The sequence below is a fragment of the Bradyrhizobium sp. BRP23 genome (assembly GCF_020194135.1).
In the GTDB taxonomy this organism is placed as follows: domain Bacteria; phylum Pseudomonadota; class Alphaproteobacteria; order Rhizobiales; family Xanthobacteraceae; genus Bradyrhizobium; species Bradyrhizobium yuanmingense.
This window is the reverse complement of sequence record NZ_JADYVW010000002.1, coordinates 264,961-286,159: the sequence shown is the minus strand read 5'-3', so window position 1 is coordinate 286,159 and position 21,199 is coordinate 264,961. Positions and strand designations below refer to the sequence as shown.

The window sequence follows — 21,199 nt, the reverse complement described above, 5'->3', positions numbered from 1 at the left end:
CCTAAACGCCAGTCGGCTCAATTGTTTCAAGTTTGCCGATGGACGTGTGACTTGGACGTGTGACCTGGGACGTAAGACTTGGGTCGTGACTTTGGGGTCATGGGTGGATGGCCGGGGCCGCTCCTAAACTGAGAGCTGATGATCGTGCCGATCGGACAATGTCCGGTCGGCATGATCGTGCGCTCCGGGCCGCTCTGATCTCAGTCATGGTGCCGTTGTCGCTGACGCTGGTTCAATGCGGCAAGGCGCCGGATCCGGCGGCGCTGGCGGCGAACTCCCAGGCGAATGTCCAGGTGGTCGCCAAGACCAATTCGCAGAGCTCGAACGCGCGCCTGGCAAGCGGCGACACGTTCGAGGACCGCTTCCCTGCCCCGCAGTTCAGGGAGCGCTTTCCCTCGGCGAGTGAGAGCTTCCTGCAGCGGCAGATGTCGGACTTCTCGCCCAAGCGCGCCGTGCAGCCTCAGCCGGAGCAGGCGCCCTACAAAGTGGCCTCGCTCGAGCCGCAAGTGCCGTACAAGCGCCCCGCCCGCGAGGATCTGACGACACTCGTCAGCATGAAGTCGTCGGCCTTTCCCTATTTCGGCAACAACCCCGCCTCCGACGCGCCCTTCCTCAACATCTCCAAGGGCGACCGCCGCGGCCACCGCAGCTATTCCGGCCGCGTCTACTGGCAGGACGAGACCTACAGCGACAGCCGCGTGCTGGTGCACGTGCCCGAGCATTTCGACCTGCGCAAGCCGGGCGTGATCGTGGTGTTCTTCCACGGCAATGGCGCAACGCTCGAGCGCGACGTCCGCGACCGGCAGATGGTGCCGAAACAGGTCACCGATTCCGGCGCCAATGCGATCCTGCTCGCGCCGCAGATGGCGGTCGACGCCGCCGATTCCAGCGCCGGAAAATTCTGGCAGCCGGGCGGCTTCAAGCGCTTCATGGCGGAATCGGCCGACCATCTTGCGCGCCTCACCGGCGATCCCAACAGCGCGCGCGCCTTCGCCAACATGCCGATCGTGATCGTCGGCTATAGCGGCGGCTTCCTGCCGACGGCCTGGAGCCTCGAGGTCGGCGGCATCAGCGACCGCGTGCGCGGCGTGGTGCTGCTCGATGCCGTCTATGGCGAGATGGACAAATTCGCGTCCTGGATCGAGAGCCACCGTTCCGGCTTCTTCGTCAGCGCCTACACCCGCCACACCGCGCGGCGCGACCGCGAGCTGATGAGCATGCTCCGCCAGAAGGGCATCAGCGTCGCCGAGGACATGGACGGGCCGCTACGACCCGGCAGCGTGGTATTCGTGGAGACCGGCGAGGGCATCACCCATCGCGACTATGTCACCCGCGCTTGGACGCGCGATCCGCTCAAGGACGTGCTGGTGAAGATGGCGGCGACGCCGTCGCTCGCGCTGACGCGCGTCGCCTCCACAAATCCCTAGCCGGGATATCAGTTCCCAATATCAGTTCCTGGGCAGCTTCGGAATGCTCTCGGCAAAGCCGTTGAAGCAGGCCAGCCGCTCGTCCTCTTCCTTGAAGAAGCGGCAGTCGGCATAGCCCTTGGCCTTGGCCGGCTTCGGCTTCGGCGCCGGCGGGATCACCGCGTCGTAGCAGTTGAGGCGATCCTTGGTGCCGTCGTCGATTTCGAGGCAGGTCTGGAGGCGGACCGCGATCGATTGCGGCTTGCCCTTTGGAGCGGCGACAGCCTCCTTGGCGCCTTTCGGCTTGACCTGCACCAGCGGCTTGTCCCCCACCATGGGTGGCCTCTCGGTCTGCGCAAATGCGGAGGCTGAATAGAGCACCGCGGCAACCGCCAGAATCATCCTCATCTCAGTCAACTCTCTTTGATCCCCACGCCGGCCTTCTACCGCTCCCGCGCGAGGTTTGCCAAGCGCCTTGCGCGCACGACCTGCTGCGTTCAGGCGGTGGCGGCAGCCGCCCGCCTGGGCCGGGTCACGACCACCAGGATCAGTGCCAGCACGACGAAACCGACCGCGACGAAGCCGAGCGTGTGCAGGAGCTCGCGGGCGAACAGCAAGCCGCCGAGCGCGGAGCCGACCGCCTGGCCGATATAGAGGACGGATGTGTTGAGCGCGACGGTGGCCGATGCCAGCGGCGGCGCAGCCGCGACCAGCCGCACCTGCTGCATCGAGTTGGTCGAGGCGAAGCCAAGGCCCCAGATCGTCACCGCGCCCGCCATCATGACGAGCGAGCCGGCGCCGAGGGCCCACCCGCTCATCCCGGCAAGCAGCAGGCAGGTGAACAGCAACGAGGTGCGATAGGGCCCTGCAGTGTCGACGATGCGGGTGGCGACGACGACGCCGAGGAAGCCGCAGATCCCGTACAGCGCGAAGACCGAGCCGATCGCATCGGGACCGGCGCCGGTGAGCTTGTTGAGCAGCGGGCCCATATAGGTGAACACGACGAACTGCCCCGACATTTGCAGCATCGTGATCGCGAGCAGCAGCAGGATCGTCCTGCTTCGGCCGACGGCCGCCCATGTCTTCAGATCGACCGGTGCGCCCTGCAGGCCCGCCGGCAGGCGCAGCAGCAACAGCAGCAAGCTGACGCAGCCGAGCGCGCCGACCCCGCCATAAGCCGCGCGCCAGCCGTAACGGCTGGCGATAAAGGTGATCAGCGGCAGGCCGACGGCGGCTGCGAGCGACCAGCCGAGGAAGAGGTACGCAATGGTGCTGCCGCGCCGTTCCGCCGGCACGATCAGCGCAGCCGTGCCGGCGGCCTGCGGCGTATAGAGCGAGCCGACTGCGAGCATCGCGAGCCGAATGATCAGCAGGCTGGTGTAATCGGGCGCAAGCGCGGAGGCGAGATTGCCGAGTGCGAGCACCGCCAGCGTCGTGGCGAGCAGGGTCCGCCGTTCGATGCGGCTGGTCAGCCACGCCGTGAGCGGCGAGCCGATGCACAGCGTCACCGCGCCGAAGGTGATCAGGAGCCCGGCCGCATGGATGCTGACCCCGAGCCCCGCCGACAATTCCGGCAGCATGCCCGCCGGCGCCAAGACCGAGCAGCCGGTCACGAGATTGCCGAGCATCAGGGCGGTTGGCGCGAAACGGCCGGCGGCTGGGGCGCTTTTCATGCAAACGCATGTAGCGGCGGCCTGCGACCGGTTAAAGGGTACAACGTCAAATAGTTGCGGGCTCCGCCCCGGGTTTTGCGCGCCACTTTCTTGGAAATGCCGGATTGCGCAGGCCGAATCGCCTGATATATCGCTCGTTCCCGCTTACCTGCGCTCGTTCGCAGGAGTGAGCCCCAGGAGAAAAGCAATGTCCGACCAGCCCAAATCCGAGTCCGGCTTCCAGTACAGCCTCTCCAATTTGAAGCCCGTGACCCCCGCCGCCAAAGTCACCCTCACCTTCCCCGACGGCGCCAAGCGCCAGTTCGACAAGGGCATCACCGGCCTCGATATCGCCAAGGGCATCTCGCCGTCGCTGGCCAAGCGCACGGTCGCCATGGCGCTCGACGGCACGCTTGCCGATCTCAACGATCCGATCGAGGCCGACGCTGGAATCGAGCTCGTCAATCGCGACGACCCGCGCGCGCTCGAATTGATCCGACACGACTGCGCACACGTGCTGGCGGAAGCGGTGCAGACGCTGTGGCCGGGAACCCAGGTCACGATCGGCCCCGTGATCGAGAACGGCTTCTATTACGACTTCTTCCGCAACGAGCCGTTCACGCCGGAAGACTTTGCCGCGATCGAGAAGAAGATGCGCGAGATCATCGCGCGCGACAAGCCTTTCACCAAGGAAGTCTGGGACCGCGAAAAGACCAAGCAGGTGTTCCGCGACAAGGGCGAGGCCTTCAAGGTCGAGCTGGTCGACGCCATTCCCGGCACCGAGCCGATCAAGATCTACTACCAGGGCGACTGGTTCGACCTGTGCCGCGGTCCGCACATGACCTCGACCGGCAAGGTCGGAGGCGCCTTCAAGCTGATGAAGGTGGCCGGCGCTTATTGGCGCGGCGACAGCAACAACCCGATGCTGACCCGCATCTACGGCACGGCCTTCGCCAAGCAGGAGGACCTCGACGCTTACCTGAAGCAGATCGAGGAAGCCGAGAAGCGCGACCATCGCAAGCTCGGGCGCGAGCTCGACCTCTTCCACTTCCAGGAGGAAGGTCCGGGCGTCGTGTTCTGGCATCCGAAAGGCTGGACCATCTTCCAGCAGCTGATCGCCTATATGCGCCGGCGCCTCTCCGGCGACTACAACGAGGTCAACGCGCCGCAGATCCTCGACAAGGTGCTGTGGGAGACCTCGGGCCATTGGGGCTGGTATCGCGAGAACATGTTCGCGGCGCAATCGGCCGGCGACGAGGCCGAGGACAAGCGCTGGTTTGCGCTCAAGCCGATGAACTGCCCCGGTCACGTCCAGATCTTCAAGCACGGCCTGAAGAGCTATCGGGACCTGCCCTTGCGCCTCGCCGAGTTCGGCGTGGTGCACCGCTACGAGCCCTCCGGCGCCATGCACGGCCTGATGCGCGTGCGCGGCTTCACCCAGGACGACGCGCACATCTTCTGCACCGAGGATCAGCTCGCCGAGGAGTGCCTGAAGATCAACGATTTGATCCTGTCGACCTATGCCGATTTCGGCTTCACCGGCGACCTCACGGTGAAGCTCTCGACCCGGCCGGAGAAACGCGTCGGCACCGATGCGATGTGGGATCACGCCGAGCGCGTAATGGCGACGGTGCTGCGCGAGATCCAGTCGCAGAACAATCACATCAAGACCGAGATCAATCCGGGCGAAGGCGCGTTCTATGGGCCGAAGTTCGAATACGTTCTGCGCGATGCCATCGGTCGCGACTGGCAGTGCGGCACCACGCAGGTCGACTTCAACCTGCCGGAGCGGTTCGGCGCCTTCTACATCGACCATGACGGCGGCAAGAAACCGCCGGTGATGGTGCACCGCGCGATCTGCGGCTCGATGGAGCGCTATATCGGCATCCTGATCGAGCACTATGCCGGCAACTTCCCGCTCTGGCTCTCGCCGGTGCAGGCGGTTGTCACCACCATCACCTCGGAAGGCGACGAATACGCCAAGGTGGTGCTGGAGCAGGCGCGGCGCGCCGGGCTTCGGGCCGAGATCGACCTGCGCAACGAAAAGATCAACTACAAGGTCCGCGAGCACTCGCTGGCCAAGATCCCGGCCCTGCTTGTGGTCGGCAAAAAAGAGGCTGAGACGCATTCGGTCTCGGTCCGCCGGCTCGGCAGCGACGGCCAGAAGGTGATGACCACGGCCGAGGCGATCGCCGCCCTGGTCGACGAGGCGACGCCGCCGGACGTGAAGCGGGCGCGCGGCGCCGTCTGAGCCCTGAAATCGATCTAAATTCGCTTCCGGTTGCGGGCGTGCATGCTTATCTCGGCATGGCACGCCCGCCGACCATTTGAAGAGGATATCGCAGTGCCCGATGCCATCGAACTCCTGAAGACCCGCCGCTCGGTCAAGCCGCGCGAGATGACGGGGCCCGGCCCGTCGGCGGCCGAGCTCGAGACCATCCTCACCATCGGGGCGCGCGTGCCGGATCACGGCAAGCTCGCGCCCTGGCGCTTCATCATCTTCGAGGGCGAGGCCCGGCTACGTGCCGGCGAGGTGATCGCGCGGGTCTTCGCCAGGAAGAATCCGGGGGCGCCGGCGGCCGACGTCGAGACCGAGCGCAAGCGCCTAATGGACGCACCGCTGGTGATCGGCATCGTCAGCTTCACCAAGCCGCATCCGAAGGTGCCGGCGTTCGAGCAGGAATTGTCGGCGGGCGCCAGCGCCATGAACATCGTCACCGCCGCCACCGCACTCGGCTACGGCGCCTGCTGGCTGACCGGCTGGTTCTCTTTCGACCGCGACGTGCTCGACGGCCTCGGCCTCAAGCCGGATGAGAAGCTCGCCGGCTTCATTCATATCGGCACGCCGACCAAGCCGAACGAGGACCGTCCGCGCCCGTCACTTTCGGACATCGTGACGCGATTTTAATCGATGTTGTGTTGACGCATCGAGCCTCTTGCGGCTTTGATCCCGCCGAGGGAGGAAGGTGCGGATGAGACGCCGTGAATTTCTGGTCGGGGCCGCGATGCTCGCCGGCACGATGGCGCGAAGCCGGGCCGCGGACATCCCCGCCCCCTCGCCCGACGGCCTCGACCGCATCACGGCGTACTTCGACAATGAGGTGGCAAGCGGCCGGCTGCCGGGCGCGGTGATCCTCGTTCAGCAGCACGGCAAGCCGGTCTACCTGAAGTGCTTCGGCGTGCGCGACACCAGGAGCGGCGTCGCGATGACGCCGGACACGATCTTCGCCATCCATTCCATGACCAAGCCGATCACGTGCCTTGGCGCGATGATGCTGATCGACGAGGGCAAGCTCGCGCTGACCGACCCCGTCTCGAAATACGTCCCGCTGTTCGCCGAGACCAAGGTGGGCCGCGAGGTGACCCTACCAGGCGGCACGGTCGAGCTGGACCTCGACCCACCGGACCGCCCCGTCAACATCGAGGATCTGCTGCGGCATACTTCGGGCATCAGCTACGATTACATCGGCAGCGAATGGGTCGAGCACGCCTACAAGATGGCCAACATTTTCGCGGGCCATTTCGACAACAGGGAATTCGCCGATCACATCGCCAAGCTGCCGCTGGCGCGGCAGCCCGGAACGCTGTGGCGCTACGGCCATTCCACCGACGTCCTCGGCAGCGTCATCGAGATCATCTCGGGCCAGACGCTGTACGACTTCCTGAAGGCCCGCATCTTCGATCCACTCGGCATGAACAGCACCAAATTTACGCTAGCGACCGAGGACGAGCTGGCGCGGATGGCGCGGCCGCTGCCGAGCGACTCAATCCTGCTCGCCGGCGAGCGCGACCGCCTGGACCATCCAGAATGGCAGTCGGGCGGCGGCGGCCTGCTCTCGACCATCACCGACTATCAGCGCTTCTCGCAGATGCTGCTCAACGGCGGCGAGCTCGAGGGCAGGCGCTATCTCAGCCCCGCCGCGTTCAAGGCCATGACGACCGATCAGATCGGGCCGGGCTCCGGCGTCGGACGCGACTATTTCTATTTTCCAGGCGACGGCTTCGGCTACGGCTACGGCCTTGCGGTGCGCACCGATCCCGGCAATGCAAAACCGCCGCCGCCGGGCTCGCTCGGCGAATTGAAATGGGACTCGGGGAGCGGCACCTATTTCGGCGTCGATCCCAAGCTCGACATGGTCTACGTCATGATGCAGCAGACCCAGAACGAGCGCGGCCGCATCACCCCCGCGTTCAAGGCGCTGGTCTACGATTGCTATCCGCCCGCATTACGCCGCCCGTGAGGTGCGCTGGCCGAAATCGGCGAGGAGCTTTCCGAGCTCGGCCGCCGGCCGCGCGGCGCTGAACAGAAATCCCTGCACCTCGTTGCAGCCTTCGGCGCGCAGCCAGTCGAGCTGATCCTCGGTCTCCACGCCCTCCGCGGTCGTGGTGATGTTGAGGCTGCGCCCCAAACCCGAGATCGCGCGCACGATCGCACCGCAGTCGGGCCGCTCAGCCAGATCCTTGACGAAGGAGCGGTCGATCTTGATCTTGTCGAACGGAAAGCTGCGGAGATAGCTCAGGCTGGAATAGCCGGTGCCGAAATCGTCCATGGAAATGCCGACGCCGAGCTCGCGCAACTGGTGCAAGGTGGCGACATTGGCGTCGGTCTCGGCCAGGAAAATCGACTCGGTGATCTCGAGCTCGAGCCGCTTCGGCGACAGGCCGGACTGCGCCAGGGCCGAGATCACGACCTGGACCAGGTTGCGGCTGCGGAATTGTGCCGGCGACAGGTTGACGGCGACCTTGACGTCGACGGGCCATTTCACCGCCTCGGTGCAGGCTTCGCGCAGCACCCATTCGCCGAGCTGGGTGATCAGGCCGATGTCTTCGGCGACGGGGATGAACTCCGCGGGCGAGATCATGCCCTTGTCCGGATGACGCCAGCGCAGCAGCGACTCGAAGCCGGAGATGCGGTCGGAGGCGATCGACACCAGCGGTTGATAGTGCAGCTCGAACTCGCCGTTGGCGAACGCCCGGCGCAGATCCAGCTCCATGTCGCGGCGCCTCTGCGCCTGGAGGTCCATCTCACGCTCGAAGAAGTGGTGCACGCCGCCGCCGTCGGCCTTGGCCCGGTACAGCGCCATGTCGGCATTGCGCATCAACTCTTCCGGCGTGGTGCCATCGCCCGGCGACAGCGCGATGCCGACGCTGGCGCCGATCACCATCTCCTGTCCGTCGACGTCGTAAGGCGCCTTGAGCATGTCGATCAGCAGGGAGGCACAGGCGCTGGCCTCGTTCGGCGAGACGTCGGCAGCCAAGATGACGGCGAACTCATCGCCGCCGAGCCGCGCGGCGAGATTGGTGCCGCGGACCGCTATAGACAGGCGCTCGGCGACCTGCTTCAACAGGCGATCGCCTACCGGATGACCGAAGGAATCGTTGATGTTCTTGAACAGGTCAAGATCGATGTAGAGCACGCCGACCCGTTTTCCCGCGGCCTGGTCCAGCGCCTGCTTCAGGCGCTCCTGGAAGTGTTCGCGGTTCGGCAGGTCGGTGAGCCCGTCATGATGGGCCATATAGGCGATGCGCGCTTCGGCCTTGCGTCGTTCGGTGATGTCGACCACCGCCACCAGATAGCCGTCGCGCTCGTCGAAGGCGACGCGACGGCCGAAGGTGAGCACCTCGATCTCGCTGCCGTCGGCGCGCAAGTGTCGCCAATTGCGCGAGGAGTGGTAGGCGTCGCCGAGGCGCTCCAGCGCCGCGGCGTGGCTGTCCCACTCGTCCTCCGGCCATATCTCGTGCAGCTTCATGCGCAGGAAGGTCGCGCGGCTGTAGCCGTAATGCTGGACCGCGGCGTCGTTGACGCTGAGGAACTCCTTGGTCTCTGCGTCGAACACCCACATCGGCATTGGATTGTTGTCGAACAGGAGGCGGAACGAAGCATCGCGCCGCTTCAGGACAGTGACATCGGAGATGGTCAGCGAGACCACGTCGGCAAAGGCCGTGGCACTGAGCCTGAGATAGCGCCCCTCGCTCTCCAGCTCGAGCTGCTCGCAGCGGCTGCCCGCAACGGCCTTGAGCAGGAATTCCATCACCTCGGGCAAAGCCAGCAGCGTCCCGCCTTCGCCGATCCGCCGCCACAACAGGCTTGCGCCTGCAACCTTCAGCAGCTCGCCCGCACTCTTGTTGTGGTGCACGACCTGAAGGTCGAACGGCTTGCCGGCGGCATCGCGCAGCGTCGCCAGCGAGACCACCGCGTCGTCGGTCGCGGAAAAGATGGCGTCGAGGAGATTGTATTGCGCGCCGCGCTCGTTGACATAGGCGCCGATCAGCGTCGCGCCCCAGCGCGAGGACGTCGGCAGCGCCAGCATGTCGTAGGTCCTGACCATGCCGTCGCGCACGCAATGCGCGCTCGCCAGGTGCGGCCGTCCGGCCGCCAGCGCGCTCGCCGCCGCTTCCGACAGCGCCGTGGCGCAATCGGGCGACAGCTCGGCTAGGGGAATGTCCCAGCGCTCCTCGCCGAGCCATTTCTGCACGTAGCGTCCGCTGCGCGACAGTTCGAGCACGCCATCGTTCTTCAAGAGCGCGATGTGGTCGGCGAGCCGTCCGAGACTGCCGAGCATGACGTCCTCGTAGCGCGGCAACCGCTCGCCCGGCTTCAACGCCGCACGCCATTTGCGCTGAAGCACCGGGATGTCGTCGAACATTTCGGCGGCCGGTTTGCCCGGCATCTTCTTCGCGGCAGTCATTGCAGTCCCCAACGCACTTTCCCGTCGCATCCAATGCAGGCTCGCTTAACGACGTGTAAAAAGCGCGCAGGCGTGGGTTCCATTCGGTGATTATGACAGTTTTAAGTCAGGTGTTGGTTAGTGGGCGTTAGAGACTGTGACGGTTGCGCGAAGGCGATGCTCTCGTGTCCCGGACGCGACGCGTAAGCGGTGCGGCGCAGAGCCGGGGCACGAGAGCGGAGCTTTGGCGCGCACCTGCCTCAACACCTTCATTGCGAGCGCAGCGAAGCAATCCAGAATCTTCCGCGGATGCATTCCTGGATTGCTTCGCTGCGCTCGCAATGACGGAGTGTGTGGTGGGCAGCGCCGTTCTTCAATTCGCATTTCGCTTGCAGACACGCTTCCGCATCCTCGCGGCATTTCTCGCCCGAGCTTTGCTTCTCGCTCACCCTCATAATTGAAAGAGGGCGCAGGGAAGACCGGGTGCCGGCCGGGCACCCACGGTCCACTGTGCGAAAGGTGGCAACGAAGAATTTGCACAGCGGCATACAGGTGAAGCCAAACATCCGGCCTTCCCTGCGCAGTGGCTTTACGGCTTATGTCGTGCTCTCCCCGGGGAGCGATGCACTATTGCCCCCGTCGCCTTGCGGATGGCTGATGCGCATCGCCCGGTCGGGCCACCACATCACCGCAAGACTTGGCGCACAGACCCCGGGCGCCAGGACCACACGATTTTGCCGTACGCCGATGACACCGGTCGTATGCGCGAGGTCTTTGCTCACGGCTCTCCGCCCTGCAAACCCTTTCGCGCCAACGCCATCAGCGTCCACCGCCCCCCGTCCCGCGTTCGTGACGATCGCGATACGCCCCTCTTCCTTGGGCCGGGTTGCGCGAGACATACGCGATTTCCGAATTTCGGTAAAGCGGAATATTTTGGGCCGTGTGCGTTGACCTAGCGCTCGCGTGTTTTGCCCCTCGGGCAACGCAAGGGATGGTGGCCTACCCCGCTAATCCTCGCTGGAGGCCGCCGAGCGGTTGCGCAAATAGGCCTGGGACAGCAGGAAGAACAACGCGCGTTCGCCCTGATATTTGGCGGACGGGCGCGTGCGCTCGAAGCCGTCGGCAAATATCTTGCCGGACTGGTCGCACACCTGCCACCGCCAGCCGAACCGCTTGCGCCTGGTGAGGATCACTTCGAACATGTCGACAAGCCTGGTCCCCTGCTCCATGCCGGTCCTGCAAGGCATGAGCCTGCTCCGGCTTCCCCCCCGTTGGACGGACGCCAGACATATAGCGCAGCAGGATGGAAAGAGAATAAAATTGATTATCGGAAATACGTACCGTCCACGATCGTAAGCAAGACGCGCTGCTGCTGGAATAAGCCGATGCCGCCGGTGTTTGCTGGCCCCTGCACGTAATGATGACGCTACCAGTGTTCACAACAGAACACAGAGAGGGGTCCGAGGTTACCTGGCAGAAACCCACTGACGGTGACGGTAACAGAAGATGCACATCCGTGCGCGCGATGAGAATCGTCGTGCCGGAGCCTCTCGCCGCCGGCTGCCCTTAGCGCGCGATGACCTCGACTTCGCCGTCGACGCCGTTGACGACGTTGAATCCGCGCTCGTAGACCTTGCCCTCGTTCTTGGCGATGGCGCGGTACTCGCCTTCGGACAGCACGACGCGCGGGAACGCGCCGATCGATTCCTTGATGACGTCGCCGCCCGGGGTCAGCACCGACCAGGCGGTGTTGGCGAGCGCCTCGCCGCCCCTGTCGCTGACCAGCTTGAGCGTGATGACGGCGGCGCGGTGGGTGATGGTGACGTCGGTGAGCTTGCCGGCCTGGACGCGGATGTCCGAGCGCACCACCGAATTGGCATCGCCGTAGTTGGAGACGATGTAATAGGTGCCCTCCGGGATCAGCACGACGTCGCCGGCGGCGACGTTCGGCACCAGGGAAGCGCGCTCGCCGGATTCGAACTGGCTGCCCTTGTAGATCGCGAATGAGATCTGGTTCTGCGGAATGCGGCTGGTGCCGACGCGGCCCTCGATGCGCAGGCCGCCGGCCGGCAGCACGAAGGATTCGCGATTGGTCTCGGACTTCAGGCTGACGGTGCGCACGGCGCTGACGAGGCCGAAGGCGACGTGGACGACATAATTGCCGGGCGGCAGCACGATGTTCGGCGTCCCGCTGCGGTCCTCGCGGATCAGCTTGAAGGTGCCGTTCTCGTCGGGCCGGTCGGCAAACACGCGCCAGACCAGGCCGCTGGTGATCGGCGCCGAGTCCTTGCCGTATTTCGCCGTCAGCGACAGCACGCCCTGTCCGGGCACGGCCGCATTCAGCGGGGCGGCGGGCGGCACGGTCGAGACAGCGGGCGGTGGCATGCTCGGGGTCGCCGGCTGCATCAGGGTCGGCGGCAGGCTTGGCGGTCCCGCGCCCAGCCCGGAGGGCGGCGCCAGGCTGACAGCGTTGCCTGGGTCGGGCACCGAGGCCGGCGGTACCGGCGGCGGACGATCCGAGAAAAGCTGCGCCTGGGCGGCATTTCGGCCGGAAGTAAAGAGGCATACGGCAAGGACGAGCGCCGGCAGCAGCCTGCTGCTGCGCCGCCATCCGCCGATGCCGTCACCCCCGCGTGTCATGCTTCCTGCTTTTCACCGAAAACGCGGCAAATTCAAGCCTCTGAAACCCCAGGAAATACGGCCCTGGACCTTCGGTGGAACCGGCTTGACGGCTGCGTGATTAGTCCCGTGGCAACCGGCCCTCGCCATATTCCTGCCCCGTGCCCTTTCCAAAGCGGCATAAACCATGCTTCGCGCCTGATATGGCGAAGCGCAAGTGCGATGCCTAGTCTGACGATGCGGGCTGGCCCGGCGTAGGAGAGTTTCGGTGCTGGACAGATTGAAAGGCCGGGGTGCGAACGGCTCGAACGGCGAGAAAGCGGGCGAAAAAGTCGGCGAAAAAGTTGGCCTGGGCAGCATCCGCCGGCCGGTGATCGGCCTTGCCCTCGGCGGCGGCGCGGCGCGCGGCTTTGCCCATATCGGAATCCTGAGGACCCTGATTGCCAATGGAATCGTGCCCGATGTCGTGGTCGGCACGTCAATCGGCGCCGTGGTCGGCGGCCTCCACGCGGCCGGCCGGCTCGATACGTTCGAGGAATGGGGGCGCAGCCTGCAAGGAATGCGCAACATTCTCGGCTATCTCGATATCCGTCTCAACGGCTCCGGCCTGCTCGGTGGCGAGAAGCTCGCGACCCGGCTCGAGGAGGCGATCGGGCAGATCCTGATCGAGGACCTGCCCATCAAGTTCGCGAGCGTCGCGACCGAGGTTCGCACCGGCCACGAGATCTGGCTGACGCGCGGCCGCGTGGTCGATGCCATGCGAGCCTCCTACGCCCTGCCCGGCATCTTCGCGCCCGTGCTGATCGGCGACCGCTGGCTGGTCGACGGCGCGCTGGTGAACCCGGTACCGGTCTCGGCCGCCCGCGCGCTCGGCGCCGAAATCGTCATCGCCGCAAATCTTTCCAGCGACATCTTCACCCATTCCACCACGATCTATTCGCACGGCGCAGTGCCCGCCCCGGTCGTACCGGTGGCCGAGGAGCCGACGGCGAAGCGGCGCTTCCCGCGCCTGTTCTCGCCCGAGAAGACGATGAAGCGCGAGTTCTTCGGCGGTAACGGCCGGCCCGGCATCTCCTCGGTGATGGTGGACGCCTTCAACATCATGCAGGACCGCATCACCCGCGCCCGTCTCGCCGGCGATCCGCCCGACATGCTGATCACGCCGCGGGTCGGTCAGTTCGGCTGGTTCGACTTCCACCGCTCCGAAGACCTGATCGCACATGGCACGCGCGCTGCGGAGCGTGCACTGGAGTCCATCCAGGAGGCGATCCACGTGCTGGCGCCGGCGCCCGCGGGCATCGCGCCGAAAGCGGACGAGCCGAAAGCGGGAGACTTGGCCTGATCAGGCAGTCTTGATGTAGTCGCGCAGGGCTTCCTGCTCGCTCTCGTATTCCTGGACGCGGCGCTTGACGATGTCGCCGATCGAGATCAGGCCGACCACCTTGCCGTTGTCGATCACGGGCAGATGACGGAACTTGCCGGTCGTCATCATCTCCATGAGCTCGGCGACGGTGTCGGTCTCCTTGCAGGTCACGACCTTGCGGGTCATCACCTCCGAGACCGGCGCCTCCAGCACGCCGGCGCCGCGCTCGCCGAGCACGCGCACAATGTCGCGCTCTGACAGGATGCCCTCGAGCCGGCTCTGACTCATCACCAGCACCGCGCCGATCTTCTTCTCGCCGAGCAGCTTGATCGCGTCCGCCAGCTTGGCATCGGGCTCGACGCTCATGATCTGGTGGCCCTTGGTGTTCAGAATGGAACGTACCGTCATCGTCGCCTCCCTGAATCCGAGCCGTCCGCCTTTGGCGGTTCGGACTTGTTCGCGAGTCTTCAACTAACAGTTACAGCGCCGGTTTCACGCTCGTGCGCTTTGCGAAGCATCGTCGCTAAGGACGTGTCGCTTCGGAACATTCTTCGCGGGAATGATGGATGAATTCGGGCCGCGTCGCAAGCGCCGCTTCAGATACGGTCTGAAACGTCCCGTGATGACGCATCCGCAGCATCGCTTCGCACGCGCGGCACGGGATCGAACAGCGCGAACAGCAACAGGCCGGCGAAGAAGCCGCCGATATGCGCCTGCCAGGCCACGCTCGTGGTTTCCGCATCGACCCCGATCGCGCCCACGCCGAAGATGATGTTGATGCCGAACCAGACGGCGAGGAAGCCGACCACCCGCCCGTCGCGGAGCGCGCGGGACAGCGGCAGCGCCGGAACTTTCGCGGCGGTATCGGCATCCGATCGGCTGAACGACAGGAAGCTGCCGCGGACGAAGGCAAAGCGGATTGCGGCCGCCATCGCGCCCGACACCGAGGCCGAGGCGCCGATCATCGGCGCCACCGCATGCTCATGGGTGATGAGATGGGCGAGCGCGCCGGCCGCCGCCGTCACGGCCAGGAAGACGAAGAACCTGACGGTGCCGAAACGCCGCGCCAACGCGCTGCCGAACGGCAAGAGCCACAGCACGTTGAAGCCGAGATGGGTGAGATTGGCGTGCAGCAGCGAATAGGTGACGAAGGTCCAGACCTTCGCCCCCGCCCCGCCCGGGATCTGCAGATTGAGCAGCGAGGAATCGTAGCGCTTCGGGATGAAGCCGAAGACGTCGATGGTCCAGTTCTCGAGCTCGGGCGGTAGCAGCACGTGCAGATGGATCACCGCCAGCAGCAGGATATAGGCGGTCAGCGCCGGAGGCAGCGTCAGGATCGGCTCGCGCGGAGCCTCCACGACGGCCGGCGGGCCCGGCTCAGGACCTTGCGGCGACGAATCTTGCGGGGAATCCAAGGCAGCTTCGCTTTCGGGCGACATCGGGGCGACAGACTTGGAGATAGGCGCCTTTGCCGTCCCTGCGCAAGTGCACAAAAGGAAAAGGCAGGGCCGAAGCCCTGCCTGTCCGTGTCGGTCTTCCGGTGGCCGGAGAGATAAGGCGTATCCCCACCCCTCCCCGCGGCCCGTGACCAAACTGTTTGACGCCCTGTACAGGCCCCGCCGAGAACCTGGAGAAAAGCGGCGAGGCTTGCGACCGCGGTCACCATAGCAGGCGCGCGGCCGGCACGAAGCTCATAGTTAATTTAACGTTAACGGCGTAAAGGCCGGCCCAAGAAGCCTGAAAACGCGCCGGCGGCATGGACGCTGCAAATCCCCTCCTGCACAACAACAGAAGGGATCGCGGGTGCACTGAAGCGGGACAAGTCTGTCCCTTCGAGGTTGCACCCCGGGGCGAGCGTTCAGTCATGAAACATCCGTCGAGCCGCGCGTTCTTCGCGTATTGGGACAAGAAGCGCGGCACTGCACGGGCTCCTGACCGGGCCGACATCGACCCGGCCGCGGTCCGCGGCCTGCTCGGCGACATCTTCGTGCTGTCCTGCGAGCCGAACCTCGGCTTCCCGTTCCGCGTCGCCGGCACGCGCGTCTGCGCGCTCGCAGGAACCGACCTCAAGGACCGCAGCTTTGCGGCGCTGTTCACAGAAGCCAGCCGCAGCGAGATCGAGGAGATCACGACGATCGTCGCCGACGAGACGCTGGGCGCGATCGCCGGCGTCACCGCCGCGCGCGAGGACGGCAGCAAGGCGCATCTGGAGCTCCTGCTGCTGCCCTTCAACGCCCGCCCGCATACGCCGGTCAGCGTCACCGGCGTGCTCGCGCCGTTCGAGGACGAATGCGGCACGTTGTCCGCCTTCACCCTCACTTCCTGGCGCTACCTGCACCAGCCGGAGAAACTCCTGCCGCGCGCCATCCGCAAATTGCAGATCGCGCGCGGGCTGATGGTGTATGAGGGGCTGCGATAGAGCCCCTGCAGACGTGCGGCGATCCTGCGATGGATCGTCGCGCAGCGTGACCGTTTTTGCCGGATTTGCGTCATTCCTGACGTCGATGCGACCGGATAGCTTCCGCGCCGCGTAAGACGAGCGGGTGACATCATGATGAGCTGGCGCAATCTGGCGTGGACTGCCCTCGGCGGCATGACATTGCTGGCAGGGATCGGCGCGACCTGGCTGCTCCTGCTGCCAGCCGCGCCAGCCTCGGGAACCGCGCCTGCGATTTCCAGAGACGAAACCGAATCGACCCTGGCGGCGCTGAAACCGCCGAAACGCAAGCGCCCCTTGATCGCCATCGTCGGCATCAACGACATGAGCGAGACCACCGATTACCTGATGCCCTACGGCATTCTCGCCCGCGCCGATATTGCCGACGTCCTCACCTTGTCGACGCAGCCAGGGCCCGTCACGCTCTATCCCGCCCTCAAGGTGCAGCCGCATGCGACGATCGCCGAGTTCGATGCCGCGCACCCCGATGGCGCCGACTACGTCATCGTGCCGGCGATGAGCCGCGACGACGACGCAACGGTCTTGCACTGGATCAGGAGCCAAGCCGGCAAGGGCGCGATTGTGATCGGCGTGTGCGTCGGTGCCACGGTTGTTGCCAACACCGGGCTGCTCGACGGCAAGCGGGCCACGACGCATTGGTATTCCGTGGGCGATCTCAAGAAGCATTCGACGATCCGCTACGCGGCGGACCGCAGGCTGGTCGTCGACCAGGGCGTCGCGACGACCACTGGCATCACCGCATCCATGCCGATGGCCCTCATCTTGATCGAGGCGATCGCCGGCCGTGCCAAGGCCGAGGCGGTCGCCGGCGACATCGGCCTTGCGCGATGGGACGCACGCCACCGCAGCGACGCGTTCAGCTTCACACGCCCCTTCGCGCTGACGGCGATCGCAAACACGCTCGCATTCTGGAAGCGCGAGCAACTCGGCATCGCGTTGACGCCTGATGTCGACGAGGTCTCGCTCGCCCTGATCGCCGATGCGTGGTCGCGCACCTACCGCTCGCGCGCCCTCACCTTCGCCGCCACGGCAGAGGCGCGGACCAGCCGCAGCGGTCTTCGCATCCTGCCGGACCGCATTGCCGGGAGCTGGCCGGCGGAGCAGGCTGTGCCGGATTCCGGCGCCTCGCCGCCGGCGCGGGCGCTGGACGAAACGCTGCGCGCGATCGAGACGCGCTATGGAGCACGCACGGCCGACTTCGTGGCGATGCAGCTGGAATATCCGCGATAACGACCGCCAGGATCTTTCCCGCTGCGCGCATCGCCGCGGCGGAATAGATTGGAAGGCCACCACGGAACGACGGATCGACATGAGCAAGCCGCATTGGCGTCCCGCGCGCGCCTCCGACCTTCCTGCGATAAGCGCGATTGCGGCACGCATCCATCCGGCGTTGCCCGAACGCGAAGAGGTGCTGGCGGAGAAGATCAGGCTTTGCCCGGAGGGCTGCGGCGTGCTCGATACGGACCAGGGCATCATCGGCTACGGACTGGCACATCCCTGGATGCGGTACCGAATTCCGCCGCTCGACGGCTTTCTGCAAGCATTGCCCGATCGCGCCGACTGTCTCTACATCCACGACGTCGCCGTATTGCCGGAGTTCCGCGGCGGCGGCGTGCGCGCTTATGTCGGTGACATCGAGAAGCTGGCGCGTGCATCACGCATCAGAACGCTCGCGCTGGTCTCGGTCTACGGCACGCCGCCGCTATGGGAACGCGTCGGCTTTCGGACCGTGACAGCGGACGCCGAGTTGCACGCAAAGCTCGCATCCTACGGCGACGGCGCGACCTACATGCTGCGCGAACTTGCCGCGACGTAAGCCCGTCGCCGGGCAAATTGATCGGATTGCTTCGCAGGACGCCGTCAGGCTGCTTCACGCCGCCCCCGCGCGGAACGACTGCCTGCCCCCGGACTTCCCGTTTCGTAGACCCAGGCCTCCTTGGCAAACCACTCGTGCGTTGCCGCACACATCTCGCAATAGGTGCGAGAGAAGAACACTGCACTGCACCGAAATCGTTCGCGGTCCATCTCGATGCCGGTCGAAATGGCTCGGCCCGTTTCCGGGCACTTGATCATCACCATACCCATCTGATTTCCTCCAGCTCGGCATCCCTTCACGGAAGGGCGTCGCCGCCATCAGCCGGACGGCGTCTCTTCTGGCGAAGACGCTCGTCCGCCGATTCACGCGGCCGATAGCCTCGATTCAAGCTGCCCTGTGCAGAACCCGGTTGAAGCTCTTCTTGATCGGCTCGGCCGTCTCGGTCGCAACTTCTGAGCAAGGTCCCAAAGCTCCCGGTTATGCCCGGAAGCCATTTCAAAGGTCCTGCGGCTGTGGGTGGTGGAGAGGTTCACGACATCCGCAAACGACCTCGCATCGGCGAGTTGGGACAGGAATTCCAGGGCGGAGCTGGTATTGATTTTCGATATTTCGATGACCTTGGTGCCGTAGTCGGCGGCACGCGTGGCATTGGTCGCACAGGCTTCGCGGAAAGCGTCGGTGATCTCCTCGGAAGCCGCCTTCATCTGCTCGAGATTTGCCTTGGCCCGCGCGGCGCCCTGCTCGGCAAGATCACCGAAGATCTCCTGGATATTGAAAAACGGCACGTCGAACTTGAGCCTTGCACCACCATTCCCACCCGCGGGAGTGGCATTCGTCTCGGCTTTCACATTGGCATCATGCATCGTCATTCCATCCTTTCACGCGAAACCAGATGTTGGATTGAAGACTCAGAAGCTCCCGGGTGCGGGCCGCACCGGGAAACCAGTGCCCCTACTCTCAAAATGGAGGGATGCTGCTGATGAGCTGCTCTCGCCCCCCTGCCGATGCCAACTATGACCAACCAGGATCGGACCTTCAGTTCGCTTTCAGACTCTCGACTTGATTAAATTCGATTCAAGCGACGCCTCGCCGCAGGCGCCGCTCTTGCCGCTTTGAGTTTGCCGAAAAGGATACTGCCAACTCGAGAAGGCGCGGGCTCGCAGGCGCGTCCGGATGGCACCATGTTACTGATTGATTGCGCCATAGCGCACCGCGCGAGCCTTCGGCGGCGTTAGTCTGGCCGGGGCCGGAAAGCGGCAGATCAGCCCCGACGCTTCTTCTTCGCATTTTTCTCGGGCGCGCCCTTCGCAGGCCACGGCGTGACCGAAGGCTCTGCATGGCCGGGCTTGTTCTTGTGCTTCTTTTTCTTTGCGAAAGAACGCGCATCACCGAATTTCGACGCGCGCTCGCCCTGAGGCTTGCTGCGCGACTTGAATCCACTCGCCTCGCGCGGGCGATCCTCGCGCCGTTCATGATGAGCGCCGGCCTCGCGCTGCGGCGCGCGGGGGCGCTCCTGAGGAGCTTCTTGCCGGTCCGGCGCATCCGTCATCGGCTCGATCCGGATGCTGTCTTCCTTGTCGGGACGCTTGATCTTTGCCGCAAAGGATTCGGCGACGCGCTGGGAGATCTCGAACTCGGTGGTGGTGTCCATGATCCTGATGGCGCCGATGTCGCGCTTGTCGATGCCGCCGCGGCGGCAGATCATCGGCAGCAGCCAGCGCGCTTCGGCGTTCTTGCGGCGCCCGATGGCGGCGCGAAACCAGACGCTGCCATCCGCCATGGCGTGCTTCGAGGATTTCCCAGCCTTCGACCGCGGCTTGGCGCGGTCCTCGCCCTGTTCGGACCTATCACGCCCGCGTTCCGGCCTGCCACTTCGCTCGCCGGGATCGATGATGTCCTCGGGCGACGGCAGCCGCGCGCGATAAAGCCGCGCCAGCGCGGCGGCGATGTCCTCGGCCGAGCGCTCGGCCAAGAGCGCCTGCGCCAGGGCCAGATCGTCGGGAGTGGTCTCCTCCGTGAACAGCACGTCCTTCATGCGTGCGTGATCGAGCTTGCGGATGTCATCCGCCTGCGGCGCCGTGCCCCAAGCCGCGTCGATCCCAGAGAGGTCGAGCAACAGCTCGGCGCGCCGCCGCCGCGCGGGCGGCACCAACAGGACACTCGTGCCCTTCCGGCCCGCGCGCCCGGTACGGCCCGAGCGATGCTGCATGACTTCGGCGTCGTTGGGCAAATCGGCATGGATGACGAGGTCGAGGCTCGGCAGGTCGATGCCGCGGGCGGCAACGTCGGTCGCGACGCAGACGCGCGCGCGTCCGTCGCGTAGCGACTGCAGCGCCAGGGTGCGTTCGTTCTGCGTCAATTCGCCCGACAGCGCGACCACAGAGAAGCCGCGCTCCAGCAGCGCGGCTTGCAAATGCCTGACAGCATCGCGCGTGCTGCAGAACACCAGCGCGCTCGGCGCCTCGTAGAAGCGCAGCACGTTGACGACGGCATGCTCGACGTCGGCGGGCGCGATGCGGATCGCGCGGTATTCGATATCGGCGTGGCCGCCCTCGTCGCCGGCGACCTCGATCCGGAAGGCGTCGCGCTGATATTGCCGCGCCAGCGCGACGATGCCGCGCGGAAACGTCGCGGAGAACAGCAAGGTGCGGCGCGTCTGCGGCGTGGTCTCGAGGATGAATTCCATGTCCTCGCGAAAGCCGAGATTGAGCATCTCGTCGGCTTCGTCGAGCACAACCGCGGCGAGCTCGGAAATGTCGAGACGGCCGCGCCGCAGATGATCGCACAGACGCCCGGGGGTGCCGACGACGATATGCGCGCCGGCGGCGAGCTCGCGCTGCTCGCGCCGCGGATCCATGCCGCCGACGCAAGAGACGACACGCCCGCCGGCATGCCCATAGAGCCAGGCCAGCTCGCGCTGAACCTGGAGCGCGAGTTCGCGGGTCGGCGCCACGATCAAGGCGAGCGGCGCGGCCGCTGGTGCGAACTGCTCGGCGTCATCGAGGATGTTCTTTGCGATGGCCAAGCCGTAAGCGACGGTCTTGCCGGAACCGGTCTGGGCCGAGACCAGGAGGTCGCGGCTGGTGGCTTCATGGGCGAGCACCGCGAGCTGGACGGGCGTCAGTGAATCATAGTTCCGCTCGGCCAAAGCGCGGGCGAGCGGCGGGGTCAGGGCCGGAAGAGACACGAGATGGGAAACCTTGTTTGATTCAGGCGC

The 21,199-nt window shown here is 65.5% G+C and carries 19 protein-coding genes; 8 read left to right on the top strand and 11 right to left on the bottom strand.

The genetic code is table 11. The annotated features are described in order from the left end of the window. Positions 1 to 107 precede the first annotated feature (107 nt). On the top strand, positions 108 to 1,427 hold the full coding sequence (locus tag I6F24_RS05660; RefSeq protein ID WP_225151359.1) for an alpha/beta hydrolase: 1,320 nt from the start codon (positions 108 to 110) through the stop codon (positions 1,425 to 1,427). Between the two features lie 21 nt (positions 1,428 to 1,448). Here the strand turns inward: I6F24_RS05660 and I6F24_RS05655 are convergent, their stop codons facing one another. Both I6F24_RS05655 and I6F24_RS05650 read right to left on the bottom strand, forming a co-directional pair. Next, positions 1,449 to 1,814: a hypothetical protein gene (locus I6F24_RS05655; protein WP_225151357.1), complete on the bottom strand. Its 366-nt coding sequence runs from the start codon at positions 1,812 to 1,814 to the stop codon at positions 1,449 to 1,451. A gap of 89 nt (positions 1,815 to 1,903) precedes the next feature. Then, positions 1,904 to 3,079, bottom strand: a complete 1,176-nt coding sequence (locus I6F24_RS05650) for an MFS transporter (protein ID WP_225150437.1) — start codon at positions 3,077 to 3,079, stop codon at positions 1,904 to 1,906. Between the two features lie 187 nt (positions 3,080 to 3,266). Between I6F24_RS05650 and thrS the strand changes: the two genes are divergently transcribed. The 3 genes from thrS (at position 3,267) to I6F24_RS05635 (ending at position 7,299) form a co-directional block, all read left to right on the top strand. After that, positions 3,267 to 5,309 (top strand): threonine--tRNA ligase, encoded by a 2,043-nt coding sequence (gene thrS, locus I6F24_RS05645; RefSeq protein WP_225151355.1) that lies wholly within the window; start codon positions 3,267 to 3,269, stop codon positions 5,307 to 5,309. 93 nt (positions 5,310 to 5,402) lie between these two features. Next, the gene (locus tag I6F24_RS05640) at positions 5,403 to 5,966 is read left to right on the top strand and encodes a nitroreductase (protein ID WP_036010490.1); all 564 of its coding nucleotides are present in this window, start codon (positions 5,403 to 5,405) and stop codon (positions 5,964 to 5,966) included. A 64-nt stretch (positions 5,967 to 6,030) separates the two neighbouring features. Further along, the gene (locus I6F24_RS05635; protein WP_225151353.1) at positions 6,031 to 7,299 is read left to right on the top strand and encodes a serine hydrolase domain-containing protein; all 1,269 of its coding nucleotides are present in this window, start codon (positions 6,031 to 6,033) and stop codon (positions 7,297 to 7,299) included. On the opposite strand, the gene I6F24_RS05630 is transcribed toward I6F24_RS05635, so the two are convergent. From I6F24_RS05630 to I6F24_RS05615, 4 genes are all read right to left on the bottom strand, one after another. After that, the gene (locus I6F24_RS05630; RefSeq protein WP_225151351.1) at positions 7,285 to 9,747 is read right to left on the bottom strand and encodes an EAL domain-containing protein; all 2,463 of its coding nucleotides are present in this window, start codon (positions 9,745 to 9,747) and stop codon (positions 7,285 to 7,287) included. The genes I6F24_RS05635 and I6F24_RS05630 overlap by 15 nt on opposite strands. Positions 9,748 to 9,995: 248 nt before the next feature. Then, positions 9,996 to 10,292, bottom strand: coding sequence for a hypothetical protein (locus I6F24_RS05625; protein WP_225151349.1), 297 nt, complete (start codon positions 10,290 to 10,292; stop codon positions 9,996 to 9,998). Positions 10,293 to 10,733: 441 nt separating this feature from the next. Continuing rightward, positions 10,734 to 10,973: a hypothetical protein gene (locus I6F24_RS05620; RefSeq protein ID WP_225115011.1), complete on the bottom strand. Its 240-nt coding sequence runs from the start codon at positions 10,971 to 10,973 to the stop codon at positions 10,734 to 10,736. 319 nt (positions 10,974 to 11,292) lie between these two features. Next, complete coding sequence (locus I6F24_RS05615) at positions 11,293 to 12,366, bottom strand: hypothetical protein (protein WP_109143309.1); 1,074 nt, start codon at positions 12,364 to 12,366, stop codon at positions 11,293 to 11,295. Positions 12,367 to 12,613: 247 nt separating this feature from the next. Between I6F24_RS05615 and I6F24_RS05610 the strand changes: the two genes are divergently transcribed. Further along, complete coding sequence (locus tag I6F24_RS05610) at positions 12,614 to 13,687, top strand: patatin-like phospholipase family protein (RefSeq protein WP_225151347.1); 1,074 nt, start codon at positions 12,614 to 12,616, stop codon at positions 13,685 to 13,687. On the opposite strand, the gene I6F24_RS05605 is transcribed toward I6F24_RS05610, so the two are convergent. Both I6F24_RS05605 and I6F24_RS05600 read right to left on the bottom strand, forming a co-directional pair. Next, positions 13,688 to 14,116: a CBS domain-containing protein gene (locus I6F24_RS05605; RefSeq protein WP_036015240.1), complete on the bottom strand. Its 429-nt coding sequence runs from the start codon at positions 14,114 to 14,116 to the stop codon at positions 13,688 to 13,690. A 188-nt stretch (positions 14,117 to 14,304) separates the two neighbouring features. Continuing rightward, positions 14,305 to 15,123: a rhomboid family intramembrane serine protease gene (locus I6F24_RS05600; RefSeq protein ID WP_036015285.1), complete on the bottom strand. Its 819-nt coding sequence runs from the start codon at positions 15,121 to 15,123 to the stop codon at positions 14,305 to 14,307. 449 nt (positions 15,124 to 15,572) lie between these two features. Here I6F24_RS05600 and I6F24_RS05595 point away from each other — a divergent pair, with 449 nt between their 5' ends. The 3 genes from I6F24_RS05595 (at position 15,573) to I6F24_RS05585 (ending at position 17,982) form a co-directional block, all read left to right on the top strand. Beyond that, a complete protein-coding gene (locus tag I6F24_RS05595; RefSeq protein ID WP_225151345.1) occupies positions 15,573 to 16,127 on the top strand; it encodes a PAS domain-containing protein in 555 nt (184 codons plus the stop codon). Positions 16,128 to 16,262: 135 nt separating this feature from the next. After that, positions 16,263 to 17,396, top strand: coding sequence for a DJ-1/PfpI family protein (locus I6F24_RS05590; RefSeq protein ID WP_225151528.1), 1,134 nt, complete (start codon positions 16,263 to 16,265; stop codon positions 17,394 to 17,396). Between the two features lie 79 nt (positions 17,397 to 17,475). Next, complete coding sequence (locus I6F24_RS05585) at positions 17,476 to 17,982, top strand: GNAT family N-acetyltransferase (RefSeq protein ID WP_225151342.1); 507 nt, start codon at positions 17,476 to 17,478, stop codon at positions 17,980 to 17,982. Between the two features lie 44 nt (positions 17,983 to 18,026). On the opposite strand, the gene I6F24_RS05580 is transcribed toward I6F24_RS05585, so the two are convergent. The 3 genes from I6F24_RS05580 to I6F24_RS05570 all read right to left on the bottom strand — a co-directional run bounded on the left by I6F24_RS05580 (position 18,027) and on the right by I6F24_RS05570 (position 21,169). Further along, positions 18,027 to 18,251 (bottom strand): hypothetical protein, encoded by a 225-nt coding sequence (locus tag I6F24_RS05580; RefSeq protein ID WP_225151340.1) that lies wholly within the window; start codon positions 18,249 to 18,251, stop codon positions 18,027 to 18,029. A gap of 93 nt (positions 18,252 to 18,344) precedes the next feature. Continuing rightward, positions 18,345 to 18,851, bottom strand: coding sequence for a phasin (locus I6F24_RS05575; protein WP_225151338.1), 507 nt, complete (start codon positions 18,849 to 18,851; stop codon positions 18,345 to 18,347). A 392-nt stretch (positions 18,852 to 19,243) separates the two neighbouring features. After that, positions 19,244 to 21,169 carry a DEAD/DEAH box helicase gene (locus I6F24_RS05570; RefSeq protein ID WP_225151336.1) on the bottom strand — a complete coding sequence of 642 codons (1,926 nt, stop codon included), beginning with the start codon at positions 21,167 to 21,169 and terminating at the stop codon, positions 19,244 to 19,246. Between the last annotated feature and the right edge of the window lie 30 nt (positions 21,170 to 21,199).

Excerpts from the sequence above, each read along its gene's own strand:
- I6F24_RS05660 (WP_225151359.1), top strand. The coding sequence starts at position 108 with ATGGCCGGGGCCGCTCCTAAACTGAGAGCTGATGATCGTGCCGATCGG.
- I6F24_RS05655 (WP_225151357.1), bottom strand. The coding sequence starts at position 1,814 with ATGAGGATGATTCTGGCGGTTGCCGCGGTGCTCTATTCAGCCTCCGCA.
- I6F24_RS05650 (WP_225150437.1), bottom strand. The coding sequence starts at position 3,079 with ATGAAAAGCGCCCCAGCCGCCGGCCGTTTCGCGCCAACCGCCCTGATG.
- thrS (WP_225151355.1), top strand. The coding sequence starts at position 3,267 with ATGTCCGACCAGCCCAAATCCGAGTCCGGCTTCCAGTACAGCCTCTCC.
- I6F24_RS05635 (WP_225151353.1), top strand. The coding sequence starts at position 6,031 with ATGAGACGCCGTGAATTTCTGGTCGGGGCCGCGATGCTCGCCGGCACG.
- I6F24_RS05630 (WP_225151351.1), bottom strand. The coding sequence starts at position 9,747 with ATGACTGCCGCGAAGAAGATGCCGGGCAAACCGGCCGCCGAAATGTTC.
- I6F24_RS05625 (WP_225151349.1), bottom strand. The coding sequence starts at position 10,292 with ATGTTTGGCTTCACCTGTATGCCGCTGTGCAAATTCTTCGTTGCCACC.
- I6F24_RS05620 (WP_225115011.1), bottom strand. The coding sequence starts at position 10,973 with ATGCCTTGCAGGACCGGCATGGAGCAGGGGACCAGGCTTGTCGACATG.
- I6F24_RS05615 (WP_109143309.1), bottom strand. The coding sequence starts at position 12,366 with ATGACACGCGGGGGTGACGGCATCGGCGGATGGCGGCGCAGCAGCAGG.
- I6F24_RS05605 (WP_036015240.1), bottom strand. The coding sequence starts at position 14,116 with ATGACGGTACGTTCCATTCTGAACACCAAGGGCCACCAGATCATGAGC.
- I6F24_RS05595 (WP_225151345.1), top strand. The coding sequence starts at position 15,573 with ATGAAACATCCGTCGAGCCGCGCGTTCTTCGCGTATTGGGACAAGAAG.
- I6F24_RS05590 (WP_225151528.1), top strand. The coding sequence starts at position 16,263 with ATGAGCTGGCGCAATCTGGCGTGGACTGCCCTCGGCGGCATGACATTG.
- I6F24_RS05585 (WP_225151342.1), top strand. The coding sequence starts at position 17,476 with ATGAGCAAGCCGCATTGGCGTCCCGCGCGCGCCTCCGACCTTCCTGCG.
- I6F24_RS05580 (WP_225151340.1), bottom strand. The coding sequence starts at position 18,251 with ATGGGTATGGTGATGATCAAGTGCCCGGAAACGGGCCGAGCCATTTCG.
- I6F24_RS05575 (WP_225151338.1), bottom strand. The coding sequence starts at position 18,851 with ATGACGATGCATGATGCCAATGTGAAAGCCGAGACGAATGCCACTCCC.